This is a genomic window from Clostridioides sp. ES-S-0001-03 (genome assembly GCF_020676075.1).
Lineage (GTDB): Bacteria > Bacillota > Clostridia > Peptostreptococcales > Peptostreptococcaceae > Clostridioides.
Genome location: NZ_JACVWJ010000010.1, coordinates 1 through 18,832, shown reverse-complemented (window position 1 = coordinate 18,832; position 18,832 = coordinate 1). Strand labels below are relative to the sequence as shown.

Below are 18,832 nucleotides of genomic sequence, written 5' to 3'. Positions count from 1 at the left end.
ATACTATATATTTAAATTATCTAGTTTTTGTGCAACTTCAAGCTGTTTATTCGGATATAAATGAGAATATGTATTCCAAGTTGTTTCTGCTTTTTCATGTCCAAGTCGCTCAGCTATAGTTAATATATTTATATCCATGTTTACTAATAGTGAAGCATGAGAGTGTCGCAAGTCATGCACTCTAATTCTTTTTATGTTAGACAACTTACAACATCTATCTAATTCTTTAGAAAGATAGCTTTTAGCAAATTTAAATATTCTTTCATCTTCTTTTAAATCATATAGTTTAGATAAATAGTCTTTTATATTATTATATAAGAAATGTGGGATAGGGACAATGCGTTTGCTTTTAGGTGTTTTAGGAGAAGAAATAATTTCCTCTCCATTTAATTTTATATAACTTTTATCAATTTTTATTTTGTTTTCAAACACATCTTTTGGAGTAAGAGCCATTAATTCGCCTAGCCTCAGTCCTGTCCAAAATAAAATTTCAAAAGCCAATCGAGGTTCTGACTTATTTTCAAATTCCATAAATTTTCTAAATTCGTCCAAAGTCCAAAACTGCATCTCATCAGCATTTTTTTTACCAATAGAACCTGCTAAATGAGCAGGGTTGGAAGGTAAATTATAGTACTTTACTGCATAGTTTAATATAGCAACAAGCTGATTATTTATTGTTTTTATGTACGTTTGGCTATAATCACTTTGCAATAATTCATTTTGCCATTTTCTAATGTGTTTGGCAGTAATTTCATTTATCTTTAAGTTTTCAAAAAAAGGTAATATTTTTAAATTTATTAAATATTTTTTAATATCTATTGTAGACAACTTTAGTCTTGTTGACATATCTTGCATATATTCTTCTACAAGACTTTTAAAAATCATATCTGTACTCATTGTACTTTTATTTAAAAATTCTCTTTCAAATTCTAAAGCTTCTTTTTTAGTCTTAAAACCTCGTTTAGTTTTCTTTTTCTTTTCTCCAGTAAAATCCGTGAAATAAAAGCTAGCAAACCATGTTTTTCTCTCTTCATCTTTGTAAGCAGGAATTTTAGACACCCCCTCAATTATGTTATCTTAATATTACAATTATAACATGCTATATATATATTCTAACTAGTTGTTTTGTTTTTTTCTTCTTTTTATTTCTTGAAGTTTATAATATTTACATAATTCAGTAAAATCTTCTTCTAGTGCTATAGATAAATCTAATATTGTAGATATTCCTATATCCTTATATTCCCCATTTTCCAGCTTTGATATATAACTTCTATTACGACCCATTCTTTCTGCTAGTTCTAATTGCGTCATTCTTTTCTTTTTTCTTAATTTTTTCAATATTTATTAAAATCCACCTTTTAATTATTTTTTGATTATTTTTATAATTAATAGTTTGTGTAATTTATTGTAATAAATGTTCCTCGTTAGAACATTTTTTGTTGGAAAAATGTGTTAAAATGTAAGTAAGAAAAGCACATTAAAAGCACTATAAGAATAGTGCTGAGATGCTAGAATTTAAAGAAAGAATAAATTTTATTTAAAAGCTTATAAGTATAAAGTAAATAATTTGCAAATTAAATCTAAGAATAATGTAAAAAATGCAATAAAAAAATAAAAATTAAAGTTATGAAAAATAAAGCTAGGTGACTAACTAAAAATAGAAATATACAGATAGTCTAAAATACTAGAAATAAAAAAATAGAAGTGAATTTTTAAAATCAAAACTAAAATCTCTATATTAGTCAAGTTGCAAGATAATATAAATTTATATATAATATATTTACAAAGAAAATTTTAGAAATTTTAAATATTATATTTGTTGAAATAAATACATCAAGTCTATAAGTTAAGGAATTTTTATACCATTTTTTACGAACATAAGTTCTGAAAAGGGATATAAAATATAATATTATAAAAAGAAGGTGATTGGCTAAACATTTTACATATTCAAGGGGCAAGGAATAAATATTATAAATTATAAGAGGGTGACGCAAGTGGGAGATTCAGATTGTTCTAAAATGTTGGCATTTTATGAAATTATGAAAATGTTAGAGACTATTGATGAAGCTAAATTTTATAATTGTAAAGAAGAAATAAAGTCAGAGTTTAAACATATAAAAAAAGAGGATTGAATCCTCTTTTTTTTATATGTTTTTATGCTTATTCTTTATTTTTAGTATTTTGCTCCTCCAAAAAAAGTTTTGCTATCTTTAAAGCTTTATTTTTAGAATCATCATCAAGTTCACTAAAAATATTAAGTATTTCTCTCATATCATCAGATGGATTTAATTTTTGAATAAGTTCCTTTTCTGTGATATTAGAAATATTAATCTTGATATTAGTTCTACCTAATAAATAGTCAGTTGATATATCTAAAGTATCAGCTATATGTCTCACAACATCAAGCGCTGGGCTTCTTTTACCAGTTTCATATCCGTTATAAGTATTTGCTGGTAAACTTAATTTATTAGCCATCTCTTTTTGCATTAATCCGAGTTCTTCTCTCTCTTCTCTTAATCTTTTAGAAAATATATTGCTTTCATCTTTATACATTGCAATTGTCCCCCTCTTAAAAACTATAACGAATGTAATTACTCTTATTCTACTATAAAATACGCGTTTTGTGATTTTAATTCGCAAAAAGGAAGAAAAAAACAAAAAACGTATTGACAATTCACAAAACGGAGTATATTATATAAATATAGAAACTTCAAATTGAGAATAAAAGGAGTGATATATATTGAAAAATTATATATTGAAATCTCTTAGAGTAAGACAAGGATTGAGACAAAGAGATTTAGCAAAAATATTAGGAATGAATCCCAGTACTTACTCAAGTAAAGAAAATGGCGATAGGCGATTCACAGTAAGTGAAGCAATAAAAATATCAGATTTTTTTAATACAGATTTAAGAGATATTTTTTTAAATAAATAATTCGCAAAATGTGAATGACAAGGGGTTAGATAAACATGAATAATTTAACAATAATTAATCAAAATAATCAATTTTTAGTTGAGAGTAGAGAAGTTGCAGAATTAATAGAAAAGAAGCATGATAATTTGTTAAGAGATATAAGAGGATACAAGAAGATTTTAGAGGACTCATCAAATTTGAGGAGTCAAGATTTTTTCATAGAAAGTGCTTATATAAATATTCAAAAAGAGGTGATTAGATGATAAATAAAGAGGAAGAATTGTTATTTAGAGGGATTTTAATTGGAATTTTCTATTTTTTAGGAATTGTATTTAGTAAGACCTTCTTAAAATAACAAAATTAGAGGTGATTAGATTGAAACATGAGCAAACAACGCTTCGTATACCAAATGACTTGTACAAAGCGTTGACAGATTTAAGCAATGAAATTGGGATACCTATTACATATATTATAATTTCTGCGATATGGCAATATTTATCGAATGTAAGAAGACCAATGTAAAACATAAAACAGATGTATACAATGATTAACTAGAGTGTTAACAGAAATATCATTATCTTTTGCAATTTTTTCCAACAATAATTTTAAATGTTCAGGCATTCTCAATGTAAAACGTACATTTTCCTCATTCTTGTCTGTGACACATTCAAGTCCTTCGATTATTTCATTTTTTCTTAATGTGTCATTGAGAGCATATAGAATAAGTGAAGATTTTGGGATACCAGTTTGAAATGAAATCTTTTCTAAAGTTTCATTTAGTGGTATGAATATTCTTGCTGTAATAGTGGTCATTTTGACACCTCCTTAATGACATTATACAAAAAAAGTTTGGAAAAGTCTTGGCACCGAATAGGTGCAAGAATATAATGAACATATAGACACCGAATAGGTGTCAAAAAAGTAGGAGGGGAAACATAATGGAAAAAATAAGAATGACGATAAGACTCGTTCCAAAATTAAATCAAGATGTACAAAATATAGCCAAAGAATGTGGGAAAAGTAAGAATTCCATTATTGTGGATGCATGTTGGGATTTTGTTGAGAAAATAAAAAAAGAAAATAAATTTAATATAGAAAGTGAGGAATAAACATGAATGACTTGCAAATATTTGAGAAAATGGAATTTGGTCAAATAAGAATGATTGAAATTGGTGAGAAACCATATTTTATAGCAACAGATGTAGCTAAATGTTTAGGATATACAAATACAAGTAAAGCAATAAATGACCATTGCAAGTGGGTAACAAAAAGTTATATACCTCATCCACAAAATAAAAATAAAGAATTGGAAGTAAACATAATAACAGAAAGCGATATGTATAGGTTAATTGCAAATAGTAAGCTACCAAGTGCTGAGAAATTTGAAAGCTGGGTATTTGATGAAGTCTTACCAACAATACGTAAAACTGGTGGATATATACATACAACAGAAGATATGTCAGATGATGAAATAATGGCAAGAGCATTACAAGTAGCTCAAAAGACAATAGAAAAGAAAAGTAGAGAATTAGAAGAAAAAGATAAGGTAATTCAATTACAACAACCAAAAGTACTTTTTGCTGATGCAGTAGCATCTTCTGATGATTCTATATTAGTTGGAGAACTAGCTAAATTACTTAAACAAAATGGAATTAATACAGGAGAAAAAAGATTGTTTGCATGGTTAAGAGATAATGGTTACTTAATAAAACGCAAAGGTGAGGATTATAATACACCAACTCAAAAAAGCGTGAATTTGGGAGTTATAGAAACTAAAGAAGGTACAAGAGTTCATCCAAATGGATACATAAGTGTAACTAAAACACCAAAAATCACTGGAAAGGGTCAGGTTTATTTCATTAATAAATTTAAAAGTAGCAAACAAATATCAATGTTAAGTTAGAACTTTTAAAATTAAAAATTATGGAGGTAAAGACAATGAACGAAGATATATTTTATGGTATAAAAAGTACTCTTGATGAAATAGCAGAGGTTCATATTAAAAATAAACAAGGGATATTGAAAGAAGTTGGAATGTTAATAAATGGAGAAGATAATTCTTGTATTACTCACTGTTTAGATGAAGATTTAATTAAGTTTTACATAGAAGATAAGGAAGTATTGACAATAGATAAAGATAATCACTTATTATACATGCTTGATGCACTATTTTATAACTTTCTTGATAAAAATTAAATACAGAATATTCTTAAAAAGGAGTGAGATAATTGGCTAAAAAAGCAAATAATTCGGGATATTACAAAGTCGAAGAAGTGATGCAACTTTTAGATGTAGCTGAAAGCACAGCATATAGAATAATAAGAGATTTAAACAAAGAATTACAAAAAAAAGGATACTATACTTTTGCAGGAAAAGTTCCAAAGACTTACTTAGAAGAACGATTTTTATATAAGAAACAATCAAGTAAAAAAGCTAGAGAGGGGGTGATTTAGTTGGAACTGGCAACATACAGAAATGTGCTTTTTTTACTCAAAAATGGAGAAAAGATTGCAACTATAGAGTTAAAAAAGAAGTTTTTAAGAAATAGACTTAAATTAAAAATAAGATAGGAGAGATAAGTTGAAAACAATTTATAAAAACAAAATATATAAGGTAGAGCAGGGCAAAGAGTTATATAAGATTACATACTATGACGAGCAGAGAAGTAACAAGAAGTTTAATAAAGATAAGAAAGTTAAAAGAAGTGCATTAACAAGAGATATAGAGTTAGTTAACTTGTATTTACCATCAAATTTAAAAAATAAATAAAGGAGGTAATTATGAATAAATTCGATTTAAAGAAAGTTGAAGTAGGAAATGCAGTAAAAGTAAATTGTAAAAGACTTGGTTTTGAAATCGACTGCATAGTAGTAGTAGCAACAGAAAATGAGTTGAATTTAGCTTACTACGACAAAGAAAGAGGATGTATGGAGTATCAAGCACTAATAGTAGAAGATGTTAGATATGGTGATTATGAGATTGTATTTTTAAATTAGGAGGGTTTATTATGGAAAGTTTAAACAAAGTAAAGCAAATAGTTCAAAAACAATTAGATTTAGCTGAATTAGAGATAAGCAAAAATAGTGTGCTTTATGAGGAACTTAGAAATAAAGACAGGGATTTAATAGATGATGCACACATGAGAGATTATCTAAGAGAAATAGTTGCATGGCAAAGAGCAAAGTATGCTGTTGAAAATATTTTAGAAAGTATAAATATAGAGATTAAAACAATAGAACATAAGGAAAGTGAAGATTACAAGAGATTCGAATTGTTTTTAGAAGAAATCGAAAGAGATAGACCTATAGATGTGCAGATATAAGAAAAGAGCCACTGGTAATGGCTCTAATCAAAAACAAAAAATAAAAATATTAATGTATATTATAGCACAAGGGGGAAGAAATGAAAACTAGAAATGAAATAATAAAAGATTTAGAAGATAGATTATTTTTATTAAAATTCATAGCAGTGGATGAAATAGATGCAGATGAAAGGTTTGGACAAATATCAGCCGTAGAATCTTGCATAGAAAAACATAAAAAAGATTGGACTTTAGAACAGTTTAAAAAGCATTTAAAAGATAATGAAAAAGAAAATGAATACGGAGATTATATAGATGGCTTTATGTCAGTTTTAAGAAGAAATATAAAGGATATGGAGGGGTTAGAAAATGAATAACAAGGCTTTAGAACTAGCGACATGTACTTTAGAGTCAGGTCAAATACTTGATTATACAACAGTAAAGAATTATCTAGTAAGTGGTAGTGGAAATGTAACAGACCAAGAAGTTCTAATGTTTATAGAATTGTGTAAGGCTCAGAAACTAAATCCTTTTATAAAAGAAGCATATTTAATAAAGTTTGGTAATTCACCAGCAAATATAGTAGTTGGTAAAGATGTATTTGTAAAAAGAGCAAATAAAAATCCTAAATTTGAAGGTATGAAAGCTGGGATAGTAACTGTAAATAAAAATGGAGAAGTATTTGAAAGAGAGGGCAGTTTAAAGCTACCACAAGAGGAATTAATTGGAGGATGGTGTGAAGTATCAGTAAGAGGTATGAAGTTCCCTATAAAGTCTGTAGTGTCTTTAGAAGAGTATTCAAAGAGTCAAGCTACTTGGAAGCAAATGCCTTGTGTAATGATAAGAAAATGTGCAATTGTTACAGCTTTAAGAGAAGCATTTCCAGAAGACTTACAAGGATTATATGATAGTGCAGAAATAAAGACTGTACCTGATAAATTACCTCAAAAACCTATTGAAATAGGTAAGGCAAGTCCATCACAAAAACAAGGAATACTTAAGTTAGCGTCAATGAAAGGTTTGTATGATTATGAGAATAAAAAAGATACATCAAAACTAGAGGAGTTTTGTGAAAGTAATGGATTTGATTTAAAAGAGCTAAAATTTGAGGAAGTAGATGAATTAATTGAATTACTTAGTGAATATGAACCAAAAGATGATTTTATAGATGCTGAGTTTGAGGAAGTAAAAGAGGATGAAGTAGAAACAAAAGAAGAAATTGAAAATATAGATGGTCAAGTAAGTTTAGAAGAAACTATAAATGTTGATTAAGTAGGTGAGTCACCTTGAAGGAAGATAAGTCAGTTATAGAAAAGTTAAACATATTAAGTGATGGGTACGGGTTGATACCTAAATTAGTGACTAGAGATAGGTGGTTAACTGTTGGTGCTAGAATGCTATATTCATATCTAGCTAGCTTTACAGGTGCTAGTGGTACATGTTTCCCATCTAGGGATTTAATTTGTTACGAATTAGATATATCAAAAGATACATTTACAAAATATAAAAGAGAGTTAGAGATTAGTGGATATATAAGAATTCATAAAAATAAATCTAAACAAGGTAAAATGCAAAACAATATATATGAAATTGTATTTGATAGAACTTATATAGAGGAATGTATCTCTAATAGAGGTTTAAAAGTAGATAAAAAGAAGAAAAAACCATGTCCTAAAAAACAAGACACGGAACCATATCCTAAAAATGTAGACATGGAACCATGTCCTACTTTTCCGGACACGACTCAGCCGGACACGGAAAATATGGACACTATAAGTAACAGTATTATAAGTAACAGTATTAACAGTATGTATATAGGGAAGCAACCTGTGGATAACTATTTAAAAGAATTTAAGCAGTTATATGAAGAAAATATAGGAGTGATATATCCTGTCACAGCTGAATGGTTAATTGAAATTTCTAATGAGATAGATATAAGAGTATTTAAAAGAGCAATAGAGATATGTGCTGAAAAGATGAATATGAATCCAGCGTACTTAAAAGGTATCCTTAAAAAGTGGAAGGGTGCGAATATTACTACATATGAACAACTGGAATCATATAGATTACAGCAAGAAAATAAGAAAACAAAAAAAGTGGTTAATAGCCAGTTAAGTAAAAATAAGTTTGCTAACTTTGAACAAACATTTACTAAGTATTCAGAGGATGAGCTAGACGACATTATTAAGAAAAGTCAGAAGGAGAAGTTCAGTTAAATAATCTAGGGAGTAATTATACAATATTACTTCCTAGAAGTTAAAAATATTGGAGGGATTAGAAATGATAAAATATTGTAAAGAAAAGTGGATAAAAAATAAAACAAGATTACGTGAAGCATTATTATCATCTGATTTAATTAATAATGATAGTTATTGTAGTTATGAAGATTTGGTTAAATTATCAGTAAAATATATTTTGAATGATAATATAGATGAGGATGATGAGTGGGATAGCGACAATATAAGTGAAATAAATGATGGACATTATCAAGGTACTTTATTATATTTAATACCTAAAAAAACATATCAACCTGATGAACGTGAATATCTTATGACATATGTTGGTTATGGAAGTTGTAGTGGATGTGATGTATTAGAATGTATTTTAGATAAATCAGAAGATAAAATAAAAGACTATATGCTTTTATGTAAAGATATAATATCTAATATTATAAAACCATACAATTTCGGATGGAGAGAAGATGATAAATATAATATTGTAAATAATTAGAATTAAATTTAAAGATGAAACTTGCAGGTCGAAAAAAGTTCAGATGCTGGAAGGGCTTTAAGACTTTTAATAGATAAAATGTATGAGTTAGATTCAAATAAGGGTGGAGGTATTAAAAATGATAATAATTAGAAGTCAAGATAGATTAGATTTAATGAGAGTTAATAGAATTGAAATAAGCAATAAACAAGTAGGTGCAGTGTTTGAAGAGGAATCAAATGCTAGAGAAATAGGTAGGTATAAATCAGAAGAAAGAGCTATTGAAGTATTAAACAGAATACAGGATGCTATCATTGCAGGAACTAAGTTTGACATTATAAATAAAGATGGAGTTAGGTATTACAAAGAAAAAGTGTTTGAAATGCCAGTTGAATAGGGGGTTAAGGAAATGTTGAGTAAAACAGCTAGACAGAGAGCTTCTGAAATAGCTTATCAATTAGTAAATGAAGGAATGGTATGGGGTAGTGATTTAGAGTATTTTATAAAATCACAGGTTTATAGAAGAAAAGGTTTTAAAAATGATGAACATTATTTTGAGTTTGAAGATGCAGTATTGAGCTTTGCAGAGGAAAGAATTAAAAAGAAGAATGTAGAAGTTGTTGATATAAATACAAACAGAAGAATTGGGCTAGGGAATATGTCTCAATTATCTAAAATACTGAAATGCGCACCTACTACGATTAGTTATTGTTTGAATAAAAATACTCTATATGAAGGCAAGTATGATATTAAGTATGCAAAATTAAAATGGAATGAAATATAGGAGTGACAGATGGTATTAGCAAATGTAGAGCAAGTAATTAAATTAGCTGAAAAGATATTAAATAAGAAAAAGTGTTCTGTAAATAAAGCTATTGATATAGCTATAAAAATATTGAGTAGATATGAGTATGAGGGGATGTTAGAAAAATGAAATTAAAAGATATTATAAAACTTGGAGAAAAGTATTGTTATTGTCCTAGTTGTGGCAATGACAAGATTGGAAATGATGAAGGCAAGTTAATAGTTGAAGAACACACATATTATAGAGAATGTTCTTGTGGGTTTAATATATTGATTGATGATAGGAAGGATGAGATATAATGCATATCTTAACTAGTTTACTTTTGATAGGGATTAGTTTTGTAGCAGGTAGGATTTATGAGTATAGATTGAATCTAAAAGAGATTGAAAATTGCGATAATATGGGAGGATTTAAAAATGAGTAAAGTTATACAATGTGATTTTTGTAAGAGGATATTTGAAAAATATAATGGAGAATGTATTGAGCTATATAAAAAGGATTGTAGCAAAGGAGTACTTGGGATGGATAAACACATATGCCCAACTTGTTATGAAAAATTCATTAAAGGGAAAATAGAGAAAATAGAAAATGGTAAAGGATTTAAGGATAAATTAATAGACTTTTTGTTTGAACATGAGATTTGTGACTGTTGCGCTTGTGATTGTATGTTTGTTTCTGATGACGAAAAAAAATGCAGGGCAGGAATTAGAGAATGGGTTGAAAATGAGGTGGAAGAGTAATGAACGAACTCATACAGTGCGATTTTTGTAAGAAGACAATTAATGTTGAGAAACAAAAATATTTTATTAATAAAGAAAAGGGCAATACAAGTCTACTTAGGTATATAGACATACGTATCTGTGAAGATTGTTGGAATCTTGGAATAAAAAATTATTGTAAAAATAAAGAAGGTGCTAAGAATGACTAATTTTGAAATGATAAAAAGTTTGGATGAGGATGGAATGGCTAATTTTTTTGGAAGCACAGATTGTATTTGTGAGTATTGTATATATGAGGGAGAACCTTGTGGTTATATATGTTATGAAAGCCCCGAAGGGTTCAAAGAATGGCTTTATATGGAGGCAGAAGAATAATGAATAAGATTTATATATGCAGTCCGCAAGGACTAGAAGAAGTTGAAGTATTAGAAGAAACAAAAGGTAGATATAAAGTAGGAAGGAATGGTCAATTTTTAAGAGTTATTAACAAAAATAGGTTGGATATAGAGCATTTTGATTATGTTGTTTCTTTAAGTAGAGATGTGGCTGTAAAAACTTGGAATGATAGTCTAATTAAAGAAATAGAGAGATTAAAAGGACTTTTATATACAGAAAATATCTAACAAAAACAGTTTAGAGAGTTGCAAAATGTATTTTAATATAAATTACTGTTGAAGTGTTTTGCGACTCTCAAAAACGAAATAAAGGAGGATTTAAAATGAAAAATCAAGGTAGTTTTGTACTAAATAAACTTGGAACAGTAGATGAAGTAATGAAAAAAGTTGAAATGGATGAAAAAGAAATAAATGTTTATTTAAAAGAACTAAAAGAATGTGAAAAAGCAAAAGTTTTGATTATTGGTAAAGATGGAACTGAAATTCCAATAGTTTTTAAAGATGAAATTATGAACGAATGGTTAAGAAAAGAAATTGAGATAAGTTTTGATGAATTTAAAGATGAAATTATGCAGGTTAAACAAGTATTGCTTAAAATTACAGGAGATAATTAGAAAGCTGGAAGGTGCTCATATGACTAATAAGGAAATGTGCAAGTCGAAGAATCTTGATGAAAGAGAAGTGTATAAGGAATTTGGGAAAGAGATTTGTGCTAGTTGCATAAATGATAGGGTAGATTGCGAAAGCAAAGATTGTGATACAACATATAAAAATTGGTTAGAAAAGGAGATTTAAAAATGAAAATAAATTTAAATGATATTCCAGAAGGATATAAAGTAGCTGTTATTCCTATACTTGAGGCTATAAAGAGAGCGAAAGAAGATGAAAAAGAATTAAGAGAATATTTAAAGGAAATAGAAGAGTGTAAAAAAATAAATATATCAATTGTAAGAAAAAATGGTACTAAAATACCACTTACTTTTACAAATAAGGAATTAAATATTCGCTTAAAAGAAGAAATTAAACTAGCTATTAAATGTATAAAAGAAGAAGCTGCTGAAATAAAAGAATTATTAATTAAAATGGAAAGTGAAGGAAACAAATAGTCTAGGTTTAAATAATTTAAATAGTCAAGGTAAGTTTGTGAATGAAACTAAAAGTCTATAGACTTACTTTGACTTATAAAAGGAGCAGTCGATATGGTTATTACAGAATTTAAAGTAACTTGGCAGACAACAAGAGAATGGGAAAAAGGGAACATATACAGCTCTATATTTAATGATTTAGAAGAAGCAAGAGCTTTTAAAAAAGATGAGGAAAATATAAAAGAAAATTATAATGTAAAGCTTTTAAGTAGAGCTATAGTCGAAATCGAAATAGATTAGGCAGGTGTTTTTAATGAATACTTTGATATATAAATATATAGTTAATGAACATAGAGATGAAGCAAATGAGTTAGATAGAGACTATGGAGAATTTGAAATATTCAATGGAGGTAAATGTTTTGGTGGATGTGGTAGGAATTTCTATACATTAGCTAAGTTTAAAAAAATGATAGTTACTTGTCCCCATTGTGGAAAAAAATATCAAATAAAACTTTTTAAAAATGGAAAAGTGAATATGAGAGTAATTGAGTAAATTAAGGGAAGTGATTATATGAAAAGGAGCAGTCAAAAATTATAGACTAAAACTTTTAAAGGATGTGAGCTTATGATACATGAATTACAGATAGCTTCTAGTACTTTTAAAGATGTAATTAAGAATAAAAAACAAATTGAAGTAGAGTATACAGCAGATTTTAGAGCAGGAGATACAGTTATATTCCAAGCTTTTAAAGATGGAAAATTTACAGGAATTGAAGTAAATAAAGAGATTGAGTATTTTGTTAAGCTTGGAAATGGTTATGTTGAGTTAGGAATAAAATAGAGGAGAAAACAATTGAGCAAATACAATAATAAGAAAACTATAATAGATGGAATTAAATTTGATAGTAAAGATGAAGCAGAATACTATTTATATCTTAAAGATAAGAAAGCCAAAGGAGAAATTAAAGATTTTGGACTACAACAGAAATTTGAGTTGCAACCAAAATTTAAAAAGTTTGGAGTTTCTGAAAGAGCTATTACATATACAGTTGACTTTGCGATATACAAATGGAATGGAGAAGTTGAATATATAGATGTAAAAGGGTTTGGAACTCAGCAAGGAGAGATAAAAAGAAAGATATTTGATTATAACTTTCCTGAAAAATTGACATGGGTTTCTAGGAGTAAGAAATATGGTGTAGATGGTTGGATAGAGTATAAAGAATTGAATAAGAAAAAAAGAGACGCAAAAAAGAATAAGAAGTAAATGATACAAGATTGTAGAAAATCTTGAATAAATAATTGCTAAAGAGAGGTATTAGTATGGAAGAATATATTAAAAAACTTATTGAACATAGTAAAAATGTTAAAGAATTAAAAGATAGCATGGAAAAAACAATATATGAATTAGCTGACGAGGGTATTGGGAAAAGTGGTATTGACAGTTATATGAGAATAATGGATGAAGAAATACATAAAGAAACTATGAATGTATGTAAGTGTACTAGAGAAATACTCCTTATTAAAGAGGCGGAAAATGAACAGCAGATTAAAGAAGCGGAAAAAGATGAGAGCAAAGTTGAAAGTTTTTTCAAGAAAATAGGATTGAATAATAAATAGTATTTAAAAAGAAAAAAGGAGTGCTTTCACACTCCACTTGTCAAAAATATAAAACTTTTATATACAAATATTATTATAACATAAATAATTAATAGGAGTGTGTGAGTATGTCTAAAACTAAAAAAGAGTTTTTTAATGCAACTAAGAAACAACTTTCTAATTATAAACAATTAAATACAAATATAATAAAATTAAAAAACGAAATACAAATGCTTAGAGATAATTCAGTTGGAGATTTAACAAAAGCTATAAGTTATGATAGTGTCAAAACAGGAAAAACAAACAAAACTAGTAATATGATTGAGGATGCTATTGTTAATGTATCAGACTTAATAACAGAAAAAGAAATAGAGTTATATGAGTCAGAAATAATTAAATCTACCATAGATTTAGCTATAAGGAATTTAAAACCTATACACAAGCAAATTATTGAACTTAAGTATATAGATGGCTTAATGTGGCAGGAGATAGTTGATATAGTACATTTAGAAGAAAGACAATTAAGTATAAGAGCTGGTCAAGCGATAAGTTCAATATCAATAGCATTATTTGGAAAGAAAGCATTAATAGAACAAGAACCACTTTTTGAATTGTTAGATTACAAACTAAATTAACTATAGCCACTTTTGAGTGCTGAAAATGTGCAGGTTTTTTTGTTTTAGACATGAGATAATAGTATTGTGGAAATGAAAGATTTCCCTCTCAAAATTAAATAGTTGGCTAGAGTTGGGATTATCTGCACTCTAGCCAACATATAAAGATTTTGAATGGAGTATTAAATATGAATAATTTTAATGGAGAACGTCTAAAGAAAGCTCGTATATACAGAGAAATGACAGTAGTTGAATTAGCTCAAAAAATGAAATGTGAAAGACAAGTCATTTCTATGTATGAAAATAATAAATTAAAACCTAGCGATAATATAATCAAAAGGATAGCAAAAGAATTGTATTTTCCATCTAAATTTTTTTTAGAAAAAGAAAAGAAAATTATACAGGGTTCATCTTATTTTAGAGCATTGTTGACTACAAATAAAAAATATAGAAAAAAGCAAGTTGAAAGAATGGAATTTTTATCTCAAATATATTTCTTCTTGCAAGATTATATTGAGTTTCCAACATTAAATTTACCAAACTGCTTTTATAAGACACCCGAAGAAGCTGCTCTACTTTTAAGAGAAGCTTGGGGGTTGGGATTAAAACCTATTAATAATTTAATTTATGAGGTAGAAAAACATGGAATAATTGTTACAGGATTTCCTACTTCAATAGATTATATAGATACATTTAGTCAGATGATAGATATTGAAGGAAAAACTATGTATTTGATTGGGTATTCAAACAATAACACTTCTGCTTCTAGACTAAATTTTGATATAGCTCATGAATTAGGTCATATATGCTTACATGAGTGGAGTGAAGATGTAGAAGCTTTGGAAAAACAAGAGTTTAAAGATAGGGAGTCAGAAGCTAATCGTTTTGCATCGACATTATTATTACCAGAAGAGACTTTTAAAATTGATGCTAAGAGGACTCCTTTACGTATTCCAAACTATACAGAATTGAAACGTAAATGGAAAGTTTCTATACAAGCAATGATTCGTCGTTCATATTCTTTAGGAATTATCAGCATGGATGAATATCAATCTATGATTCGTACTTTACAACATAGAGGACTAAGAAAATCAGAACCATTAGATGATGAATTGTTAACTTCTCTACCAGCATTGTTAAAAACAGCAGTTTTGATGTTATTGAATGAAAAAATATTTACTCCAAAAGAATTTATGGATGAACTTTCATTCTCCTATAACTTTAGTTTAGAGCCAAAAGAGCTAGAAAATATATTAGATTTACCAAACAATACATTAAATTCTAGTAAAATTTTGTATTTATCAGATGTGAACAGACTAGGCAGGGCATGAGGATGCTGTAAGTTCAATTCTTACTATGTTCAAACTTATTAATACACTATATGTAGATATGTTGGATTAAATCCGAATTTAATTCAAATGTCTAAAAGGGTGGGGCTTGGTAACCTCACTCAATTTGCAAGTACTGGTGTGTAATCTTAGGTTCGATTCCTAAAACTTGCTCCCTTAAATAATATGTATCCCCCACTAAAAAGACTAAGTTCGGGTAAGCTTAGTCTTTTATTTTTTTAAAGAAGGAAAATATGAGTGTTTAGTTTGAAGAGCCATCTTTGTAGGTGGCTCTTTTATTATATTTAAATTTTAAAAAGGAGGTCTTAAAATGAACAAAAGAGAAGTTGTTTATCTTAATTTAGAAGATATAAAACCTTATGCAAATAATCCTCGAAACAATGAGTATGCAGTTGAAAAAGTAGTTAATTCAATTAAAAAATTTGGTTTTAACAATCCAATCACAATTGACAAAAATAATATAATTGTTACAGGGCATACAAGGTACGAAGCATCTAAAATACTTGATTTAAAACAAGTGCCATGTATGGTTTTAGAAGATTTAACAGATGAAGAAATAAGAGCATATAGATTAGCTGACAATAAAGTTGGAGAATTTTCAGACTGGGAGTTTGATAAATTGACAAAAGAATTAGCTGAAATAGAAAATATTGATATGAGTAATTTGGGATTTAACATACACATGTTTGAAGATTTAGGAGTTATTGATGCAGATTTTATATTGGATGAAGAATTAGAAGAAAAAGAGAAAAAAGCTAAAATAGTGAAATGTCCACATTGTAATGAGGAGTTTGAAGTATAATGAGGATTTTTCTTGCTGCAACAAAAAGTGGAATGAATAAAGAATTAAGATTAGAAACAATAGAGAAATGTAAACCTTTATATATCTTAGAAACTTTTTTTAATAAAGAGAAAACATGCCTAGAAGCTTTGCAAATAGTAGGAAATGAGAATTTTTTATTAGATTCGGGTGCTTTTTCTTTTATGAATGGCACAGAAATTTCAAAAGAAGAAATGGAAAACTATATTGATAGATATATAAAGTTCATTAAAGACTATAATATAAAATATTTCTTTGAAGTTGATGTAGATGTGATTTTTGGGCTGGAACAAGTAGAAAAATGGACTAAAAAAATAGAAAGTGAAGTAGGTAGACAATGTATTCCTGTATGGCATAAAAGTCGGGGAGTAGAATACTGGAAAAAGTTATGTGCAACATATAAATATATTGCAGTTGGAGGATTTGCAATAAATGATATAAAAAAACAAGAGTATCCTTTAATACAAAAAATGGTTGAGTATGCGTATCAGAAAGGTGTAAAAGTTCATGGATTAGGATTTACTAAGACAAAGATATTAAAATCATTTAAGTTTTATAGTGTTGACAGCAGTAGTTGGACTATAGGGGCAAGTATTGGTCAGCAATTATATACATTTAAAAATGGAGATATACATATAAGAAGGTTAGAAAAAGAAGGTAATAAGAAAACTGATTTAAAAAAATTAGTAGCTCATAGCATGTGCGAGTGGGTTAAATATCAAAAATATATGGATGGAGTGAGATGGTGAAAAAGACAGAAAGAAATTTAACATTATTAAATTGTGTATTTGTAACAAGTTTAGTGGTTTCTAATATTGTTGCAGGAAAAGTCGTTGATATATTTGGGCTTGTGGTTCCTGCCGCGGTTGTAGCATATCCACTAACTTTTTTGTGCACAGACATAATTGGAGAAATATGGGGCAAAGAAGAAGCGAACAGAACAGTCAAAAGAGGTATTTTAATGCAGTTATTTAGTCTTTTATTAATTACAATCGCAATAGCCCTTCCAAGTGCAAGTTTTGCGACAGAGTATAGTAGCAACTTAAAAGTAGTATTGGGGCAGAATGTAAGATTTGTATTAGCTAGTTTAATAGCTTATATATTAGCTCAAAGTAATGATGTATTTATATTTCATAAGTTAAAAGAGCGATTTAATGGAAAACATAAGTGGCTAAGAAACAATGCTAGTACTATGTTAAGCCAACTAATAGATACGGCTATATTTATTACTATAGGCTTTTGGGGTACTGTACCAAGCCTAATAACTATGATAATGAGTCAATATGTAGTTAAATTTTTCTTAGCTTTATTAGATACTCCATTCTTTTACTTGCTGACAAGAGAGAGTAAAGAAATAAAAGTGGATAAACAAGCTTCATAATAAAAAAAAGATTCAAACGAATATAGAAATAATGAGGTGGTGGTGTGGCAAAAGCTAGAAGCCCCAACAGGGATAAAGCACTTAATTTATATATAGAACGCAATGGAAATATAACAAACAGAGAAATATCAGAAATATTAAAAGAAAATGAAAAGACTATTAGCAACTGGAAGTGTAGAGACAAATGGAATGTAGTACTACGAAAAGGTGAATGTAGTACTACAAAGAAAAGAGGGGGACAAATTGGCAATAAAAATGCTGTTGGCAATGGTGCTCCAAAAGGGAATAAAAATAGATTAAAAGATGGAATATATGAAAAAATATTCTTTAACACTCTAACAGATGAAGAAATAGAGTTGATAAAAAGTGAAAATAAAGATGAAATACACAGACTTGAATTAGAAATAAGTCTGCTTACAGTTAGAGAACACAGACATATGAAAAGAATAAAGCAGTATGAAGAAAAAGTTGATAAAATTACGCTAGAAAGCATAGATAAAAGAACTTTAAAGATAGAAGGTAATTTACTAAAAGATAATGAGCAGACACAGACAGAAACTGTTACAAGAGCAGTTTCTATATTTGAAAGAGTACAAAAGCTAGAAGCTGAACTAACTAAGATACAAAAAGAAAAAGCTAAGAACATTGAAAGATTACAGAAGTTAAAAATGGATAAAAAGAGATTTGAATTAGAAATAGACAATAACAATAAAGATGACTCAAAAACTTGGGTTGAAGCTATACAAAATATTGCAATGAAACGTGGTGTTAACAATGAATAAAGCTTTATTAACACTATTAGACTGTTATTGGGATAATCCTGTTTGGTTTGCAGAAGATATGCTAAATTTCAAAGCTGATAAGTGGCAATCTGATGTTTTAATGTCTTTAGCTCAAAATGATAAAGTATCAATTAGAAGTGGTCAAGGTGTAGGCAAAACTGGCTTAGAAAGTGTTGCAACTGTATGGTATTTAAGTACTAGACCTTTTCCGAAAGTAGTTGCTACAGCTCCAACAAGACAACAACTGTATGATGTATTGTGGGCAGAAATAGCTAAGTGGCTAAGCAATAGCAAGGTTGAGAAACTTCTTGAATGGACTAAAACAAAAGTGTATATGAAAGGTTTTGAAGAAAGATGGT

The 18,832-nt window shown here is 28.2% G+C and carries 43 protein-coding genes; 39 read left to right on the top strand and 4 right to left on the bottom strand.

All coding sequences use genetic code 11. The features are described from left to right. Positions 1 to 3 precede the first annotated feature (3 nt). Together IC174_RS17060 and IC174_RS17055 are read right to left on the bottom strand one after the other, a co-directional pair. Positions 4 to 1,059 carry a tyrosine-type recombinase/integrase gene (locus tag IC174_RS17060; RefSeq protein WP_413927204.1) on the bottom strand — a complete coding sequence of 352 codons (1,056 nt, stop codon included), beginning with the start codon at positions 1,057 to 1,059 and terminating at the stop codon, positions 4 to 6. Positions 1,060 to 1,116: 57 nt separating this feature from the next. Beyond that, complete coding sequence (locus IC174_RS17055) at positions 1,117 to 1,338, bottom strand: helix-turn-helix domain-containing protein (protein WP_227483531.1); 222 nt, start codon at positions 1,336 to 1,338, stop codon at positions 1,117 to 1,119. A 656-nt stretch (positions 1,339 to 1,994) separates the two neighbouring features. Between IC174_RS17055 and IC174_RS17050 the strand changes: the two genes are divergently transcribed. Next, on the top strand, positions 1,995 to 2,132 hold the full coding sequence (locus IC174_RS17050; protein WP_227483530.1) for a hypothetical protein: 138 nt from the start codon (positions 1,995 to 1,997) through the stop codon (positions 2,130 to 2,132). A 28-nt stretch (positions 2,133 to 2,160) separates the two neighbouring features. Here the strand turns inward: IC174_RS17050 and IC174_RS17045 are convergent, their stop codons facing one another. Next, positions 2,161 to 2,553: a helix-turn-helix domain-containing protein gene (locus tag IC174_RS17045; RefSeq protein WP_227483529.1), complete on the bottom strand. Its 393-nt coding sequence runs from the start codon at positions 2,551 to 2,553 to the stop codon at positions 2,161 to 2,163. Between the two features lie 187 nt (positions 2,554 to 2,740). Between IC174_RS17045 and IC174_RS17040 the strand changes: the two genes are divergently transcribed. From IC174_RS17040 to IC174_RS17030, 3 genes are all read left to right on the top strand, one after another. Continuing rightward, positions 2,741 to 2,935, top strand: coding sequence for a helix-turn-helix transcriptional regulator (locus IC174_RS17040; protein ID WP_021359705.1), 195 nt, complete (start codon positions 2,741 to 2,743; stop codon positions 2,933 to 2,935). A 35-nt stretch (positions 2,936 to 2,970) separates the two neighbouring features. Beyond that, positions 2,971 to 3,177 carry a Rha family transcriptional regulator gene (locus IC174_RS17035; protein ID WP_227483528.1) on the top strand — a complete coding sequence of 69 codons (207 nt, stop codon included), beginning with the start codon at positions 2,971 to 2,973 and terminating at the stop codon, positions 3,175 to 3,177. Between the two features lie 112 nt (positions 3,178 to 3,289). Then, positions 3,290 to 3,436, top strand: coding sequence for a ribbon-helix-helix domain-containing protein (locus tag IC174_RS17030; protein ID WP_161803432.1), 147 nt, complete (start codon positions 3,290 to 3,292; stop codon positions 3,434 to 3,436). Here the strand turns inward: IC174_RS17030 and IC174_RS17025 are convergent. Continuing rightward, the gene (locus IC174_RS17025) at positions 3,410 to 3,727 is read right to left on the bottom strand and encodes a hypothetical protein (protein ID WP_227483527.1); all 318 of its coding nucleotides are present in this window, start codon (positions 3,725 to 3,727) and stop codon (positions 3,410 to 3,412) included. The genes IC174_RS17030 and IC174_RS17025 overlap by 27 nt on opposite strands. Before the next feature lie 125 nt (positions 3,728 to 3,852). On the opposite strand from IC174_RS17025, the gene IC174_RS17020 reads away from it, so the two are divergent. The 35 genes from IC174_RS17020 to IC174_RS16855 all read left to right on the top strand — a co-directional run. Further along, positions 3,853 to 4,023: a hypothetical protein gene (locus tag IC174_RS17020; protein ID WP_227483526.1), complete on the top strand. Its 171-nt coding sequence runs from the start codon at positions 3,853 to 3,855 to the stop codon at positions 4,021 to 4,023. A gap of 2 nt (positions 4,024 to 4,025) precedes the next feature. Next, positions 4,026 to 4,817 carry a phage antirepressor gene (locus tag IC174_RS17015; RefSeq protein ID WP_227483525.1) on the top strand — a complete coding sequence of 264 codons (792 nt, stop codon included), beginning with the start codon at positions 4,026 to 4,028 and terminating at the stop codon, positions 4,815 to 4,817. 35 nt (positions 4,818 to 4,852) lie between these two features. Next, a complete protein-coding gene (locus IC174_RS17010; protein ID WP_227483524.1) occupies positions 4,853 to 5,110 on the top strand; it encodes a hypothetical protein in 258 nt (85 codons plus the stop codon). Between the two features lie 32 nt (positions 5,111 to 5,142). Further along, positions 5,143 to 5,367: a hypothetical protein gene (locus IC174_RS17005; protein ID WP_227483523.1), complete on the top strand. Its 225-nt coding sequence runs from the start codon at positions 5,143 to 5,145 to the stop codon at positions 5,365 to 5,367. A gap of 127 nt (positions 5,368 to 5,494) precedes the next feature. Continuing rightward, positions 5,495 to 5,683: a hypothetical protein gene (locus tag IC174_RS17000; protein ID WP_227483522.1), complete on the top strand. Its 189-nt coding sequence runs from the start codon at positions 5,495 to 5,497 to the stop codon at positions 5,681 to 5,683. An 11-nt stretch (positions 5,684 to 5,694) separates the two neighbouring features. Next, positions 5,695 to 5,910 (top strand): hypothetical protein, encoded by a 216-nt coding sequence (locus IC174_RS16995; RefSeq protein ID WP_227483521.1) that lies wholly within the window; start codon positions 5,695 to 5,697, stop codon positions 5,908 to 5,910. Between the two features lie 11 nt (positions 5,911 to 5,921). After that, a complete protein-coding gene (locus IC174_RS16990) occupies positions 5,922 to 6,236 on the top strand; it encodes a hypothetical protein (protein ID WP_227483520.1) in 315 nt (104 codons plus the stop codon). 80 nt (positions 6,237 to 6,316) lie between these two features. Continuing rightward, positions 6,317 to 6,592: a hypothetical protein gene (locus IC174_RS16985; RefSeq protein WP_227483519.1), complete on the top strand. Its 276-nt coding sequence runs from the start codon at positions 6,317 to 6,319 to the stop codon at positions 6,590 to 6,592. Beyond that, positions 6,585 to 7,487, top strand: a complete 903-nt coding sequence (gene bet, locus IC174_RS16980) for a phage recombination protein Bet (protein ID WP_227483518.1) — start codon at positions 6,585 to 6,587, stop codon at positions 7,485 to 7,487. The genes IC174_RS16985 and bet overlap by 8 nt, the downstream gene beginning before the upstream one ends. A gap of 14 nt (positions 7,488 to 7,501) precedes the next feature. Further along, entirely contained in the window at positions 7,502 to 8,431 is a 930-nt protein-coding gene (locus IC174_RS16975; RefSeq protein WP_227483517.1) for a DnaD domain protein, read from the top strand. 64 nt (positions 8,432 to 8,495) lie between these two features. Beyond that, positions 8,496 to 8,945, top strand: coding sequence for a hypothetical protein (locus IC174_RS16970; protein WP_227483516.1), 450 nt, complete (start codon positions 8,496 to 8,498; stop codon positions 8,943 to 8,945). 118 nt (positions 8,946 to 9,063) lie between these two features. After that, entirely contained in the window at positions 9,064 to 9,321 is a 258-nt protein-coding gene (locus IC174_RS16965; protein WP_227483515.1) for a hypothetical protein, read from the top strand. A 12-nt stretch (positions 9,322 to 9,333) separates the two neighbouring features. Next, positions 9,334 to 9,708: a hypothetical protein gene (locus IC174_RS16960; RefSeq protein WP_227483514.1), complete on the top strand. Its 375-nt coding sequence runs from the start codon at positions 9,334 to 9,336 to the stop codon at positions 9,706 to 9,708. A gap of 9 nt (positions 9,709 to 9,717) precedes the next feature. After that, a complete protein-coding gene (locus IC174_RS16955; protein WP_021382013.1) occupies positions 9,718 to 9,858 on the top strand; it encodes a hypothetical protein in 141 nt (46 codons plus the stop codon). Next, positions 9,855 to 10,028: a DUF3797 domain-containing protein gene (locus tag IC174_RS16950; protein ID WP_227483513.1), complete on the top strand. Its 174-nt coding sequence runs from the start codon at positions 9,855 to 9,857 to the stop codon at positions 10,026 to 10,028. The genes IC174_RS16955 and IC174_RS16950 overlap by 4 nt, the downstream gene beginning before the upstream one ends. Continuing rightward, positions 10,028 to 10,153, top strand: a complete 126-nt coding sequence (locus tag IC174_RS21180) for a hypothetical protein (RefSeq protein WP_255625531.1) — start codon at positions 10,028 to 10,030, stop codon at positions 10,151 to 10,153. Before IC174_RS16950 ends, IC174_RS21180 begins: the two co-directional genes overlap by 1 nt. Continuing rightward, the gene (locus IC174_RS16945; protein ID WP_227483512.1) at positions 10,146 to 10,469 is read left to right on the top strand and encodes a hypothetical protein; all 324 of its coding nucleotides are present in this window, start codon (positions 10,146 to 10,148) and stop codon (positions 10,467 to 10,469) included. Before IC174_RS21180 ends, IC174_RS16945 begins: the two co-directional genes overlap by 8 nt. After that, positions 10,469 to 10,657 carry a hypothetical protein gene (locus IC174_RS16940; protein ID WP_227483511.1) on the top strand — a complete coding sequence of 63 codons (189 nt, stop codon included), beginning with the start codon at positions 10,469 to 10,471 and terminating at the stop codon, positions 10,655 to 10,657. Before IC174_RS16945 ends, IC174_RS16940 begins: the two co-directional genes overlap by 1 nt. After that, on the top strand, positions 10,650 to 10,823 hold the full coding sequence (locus IC174_RS16935; protein WP_227483510.1) for a hypothetical protein: 174 nt from the start codon (positions 10,650 to 10,652) through the stop codon (positions 10,821 to 10,823). The genes IC174_RS16940 and IC174_RS16935 overlap by 8 nt, the downstream gene beginning before the upstream one ends. Further along, on the top strand, positions 10,823 to 11,071 hold the full coding sequence (locus IC174_RS16930; protein WP_227483509.1) for a hypothetical protein: 249 nt from the start codon (positions 10,823 to 10,825) through the stop codon (positions 11,069 to 11,071). The genes IC174_RS16935 and IC174_RS16930 overlap by 1 nt, the downstream gene beginning before the upstream one ends. Positions 11,072 to 11,166: 95 nt before the next feature. Beyond that, positions 11,167 to 11,457, top strand: coding sequence for a hypothetical protein (locus tag IC174_RS16925; RefSeq protein WP_227483508.1), 291 nt, complete (start codon positions 11,167 to 11,169; stop codon positions 11,455 to 11,457). Positions 11,458 to 11,476: 19 nt separating this feature from the next. After that, positions 11,477 to 11,638 carry a hypothetical protein gene (locus IC174_RS16920; protein WP_227437387.1) on the top strand — a complete coding sequence of 54 codons (162 nt, stop codon included), beginning with the start codon at positions 11,477 to 11,479 and terminating at the stop codon, positions 11,636 to 11,638. A gap of 2 nt (positions 11,639 to 11,640) precedes the next feature. Then, positions 11,641 to 11,949 carry a hypothetical protein gene (locus tag IC174_RS16915; RefSeq protein WP_227437389.1) on the top strand — a complete coding sequence of 103 codons (309 nt, stop codon included), beginning with the start codon at positions 11,641 to 11,643 and terminating at the stop codon, positions 11,947 to 11,949. 93 nt (positions 11,950 to 12,042) lie between these two features. Continuing rightward, positions 12,043 to 12,228: a hypothetical protein gene (locus IC174_RS16910; RefSeq protein ID WP_074105478.1), complete on the top strand. Its 186-nt coding sequence runs from the start codon at positions 12,043 to 12,045 to the stop codon at positions 12,226 to 12,228. Between the two features lie 13 nt (positions 12,229 to 12,241). After that, positions 12,242 to 12,481 carry a zinc-ribbon domain-containing protein gene (locus tag IC174_RS16905; RefSeq protein WP_227437391.1) on the top strand — a complete coding sequence of 80 codons (240 nt, stop codon included), beginning with the start codon at positions 12,242 to 12,244 and terminating at the stop codon, positions 12,479 to 12,481. A 72-nt stretch (positions 12,482 to 12,553) separates the two neighbouring features. Further along, on the top strand, positions 12,554 to 12,769 hold the full coding sequence (locus IC174_RS16900) for a DUF3850 domain-containing protein (protein ID WP_227483507.1): 216 nt from the start codon (positions 12,554 to 12,556) through the stop codon (positions 12,767 to 12,769). A 12-nt stretch (positions 12,770 to 12,781) separates the two neighbouring features. Then, a complete protein-coding gene (locus tag IC174_RS16895) occupies positions 12,782 to 13,195 on the top strand; it encodes a DUF1064 domain-containing protein (protein WP_054270882.1) in 414 nt (137 codons plus the stop codon). A gap of 56 nt (positions 13,196 to 13,251) precedes the next feature. Then, on the top strand, positions 13,252 to 13,548 hold the full coding sequence (locus IC174_RS16890) for a hypothetical protein (protein ID WP_227483506.1): 297 nt from the start codon (positions 13,252 to 13,254) through the stop codon (positions 13,546 to 13,548). 107 nt (positions 13,549 to 13,655) lie between these two features. Further along, positions 13,656 to 14,162, top strand: a complete 507-nt coding sequence (locus tag IC174_RS16885; protein ID WP_227483505.1) for a hypothetical protein — start codon at positions 13,656 to 13,658, stop codon at positions 14,160 to 14,162. Between the two features lie 167 nt (positions 14,163 to 14,329). Further along, the gene (locus tag IC174_RS16880) at positions 14,330 to 15,472 is read left to right on the top strand and encodes an ImmA/IrrE family metallo-endopeptidase (RefSeq protein WP_227483504.1); all 1,143 of its coding nucleotides are present in this window, start codon (positions 14,330 to 14,332) and stop codon (positions 15,470 to 15,472) included. A gap of 328 nt (positions 15,473 to 15,800) precedes the next feature. After that, the gene (locus tag IC174_RS16875) at positions 15,801 to 16,292 is read left to right on the top strand and encodes a ParB N-terminal domain-containing protein (RefSeq protein WP_227483503.1); all 492 of its coding nucleotides are present in this window, start codon (positions 15,801 to 15,803) and stop codon (positions 16,290 to 16,292) included. Continuing rightward, on the top strand, positions 16,292 to 17,059 hold the full coding sequence (locus tag IC174_RS16870; protein ID WP_227483502.1) for a hypothetical protein: 768 nt from the start codon (positions 16,292 to 16,294) through the stop codon (positions 17,057 to 17,059). The genes IC174_RS16875 and IC174_RS16870 overlap by 1 nt, the downstream gene beginning before the upstream one ends. Next, positions 17,053 to 17,691, top strand: coding sequence for a queuosine precursor transporter (locus IC174_RS16865; RefSeq protein WP_227483501.1), 639 nt, complete (start codon positions 17,053 to 17,055; stop codon positions 17,689 to 17,691). Before IC174_RS16870 ends, IC174_RS16865 begins: the two co-directional genes overlap by 7 nt. Before the next feature lie 44 nt (positions 17,692 to 17,735). After that, complete coding sequence (gene terS, locus IC174_RS16860; RefSeq protein ID WP_227483500.1) at positions 17,736 to 18,473, top strand: phage terminase small subunit; 738 nt, start codon at positions 17,736 to 17,738, stop codon at positions 18,471 to 18,473. After that, the coding region (locus tag IC174_RS16855; RefSeq protein WP_227483499.1) for a DEAD/DEAH box helicase family protein at positions 18,466 to 18,832 on the top strand (367 nt) is incomplete at its 3' end. The genes terS and IC174_RS16855, both read left to right, overlap by 8 nt.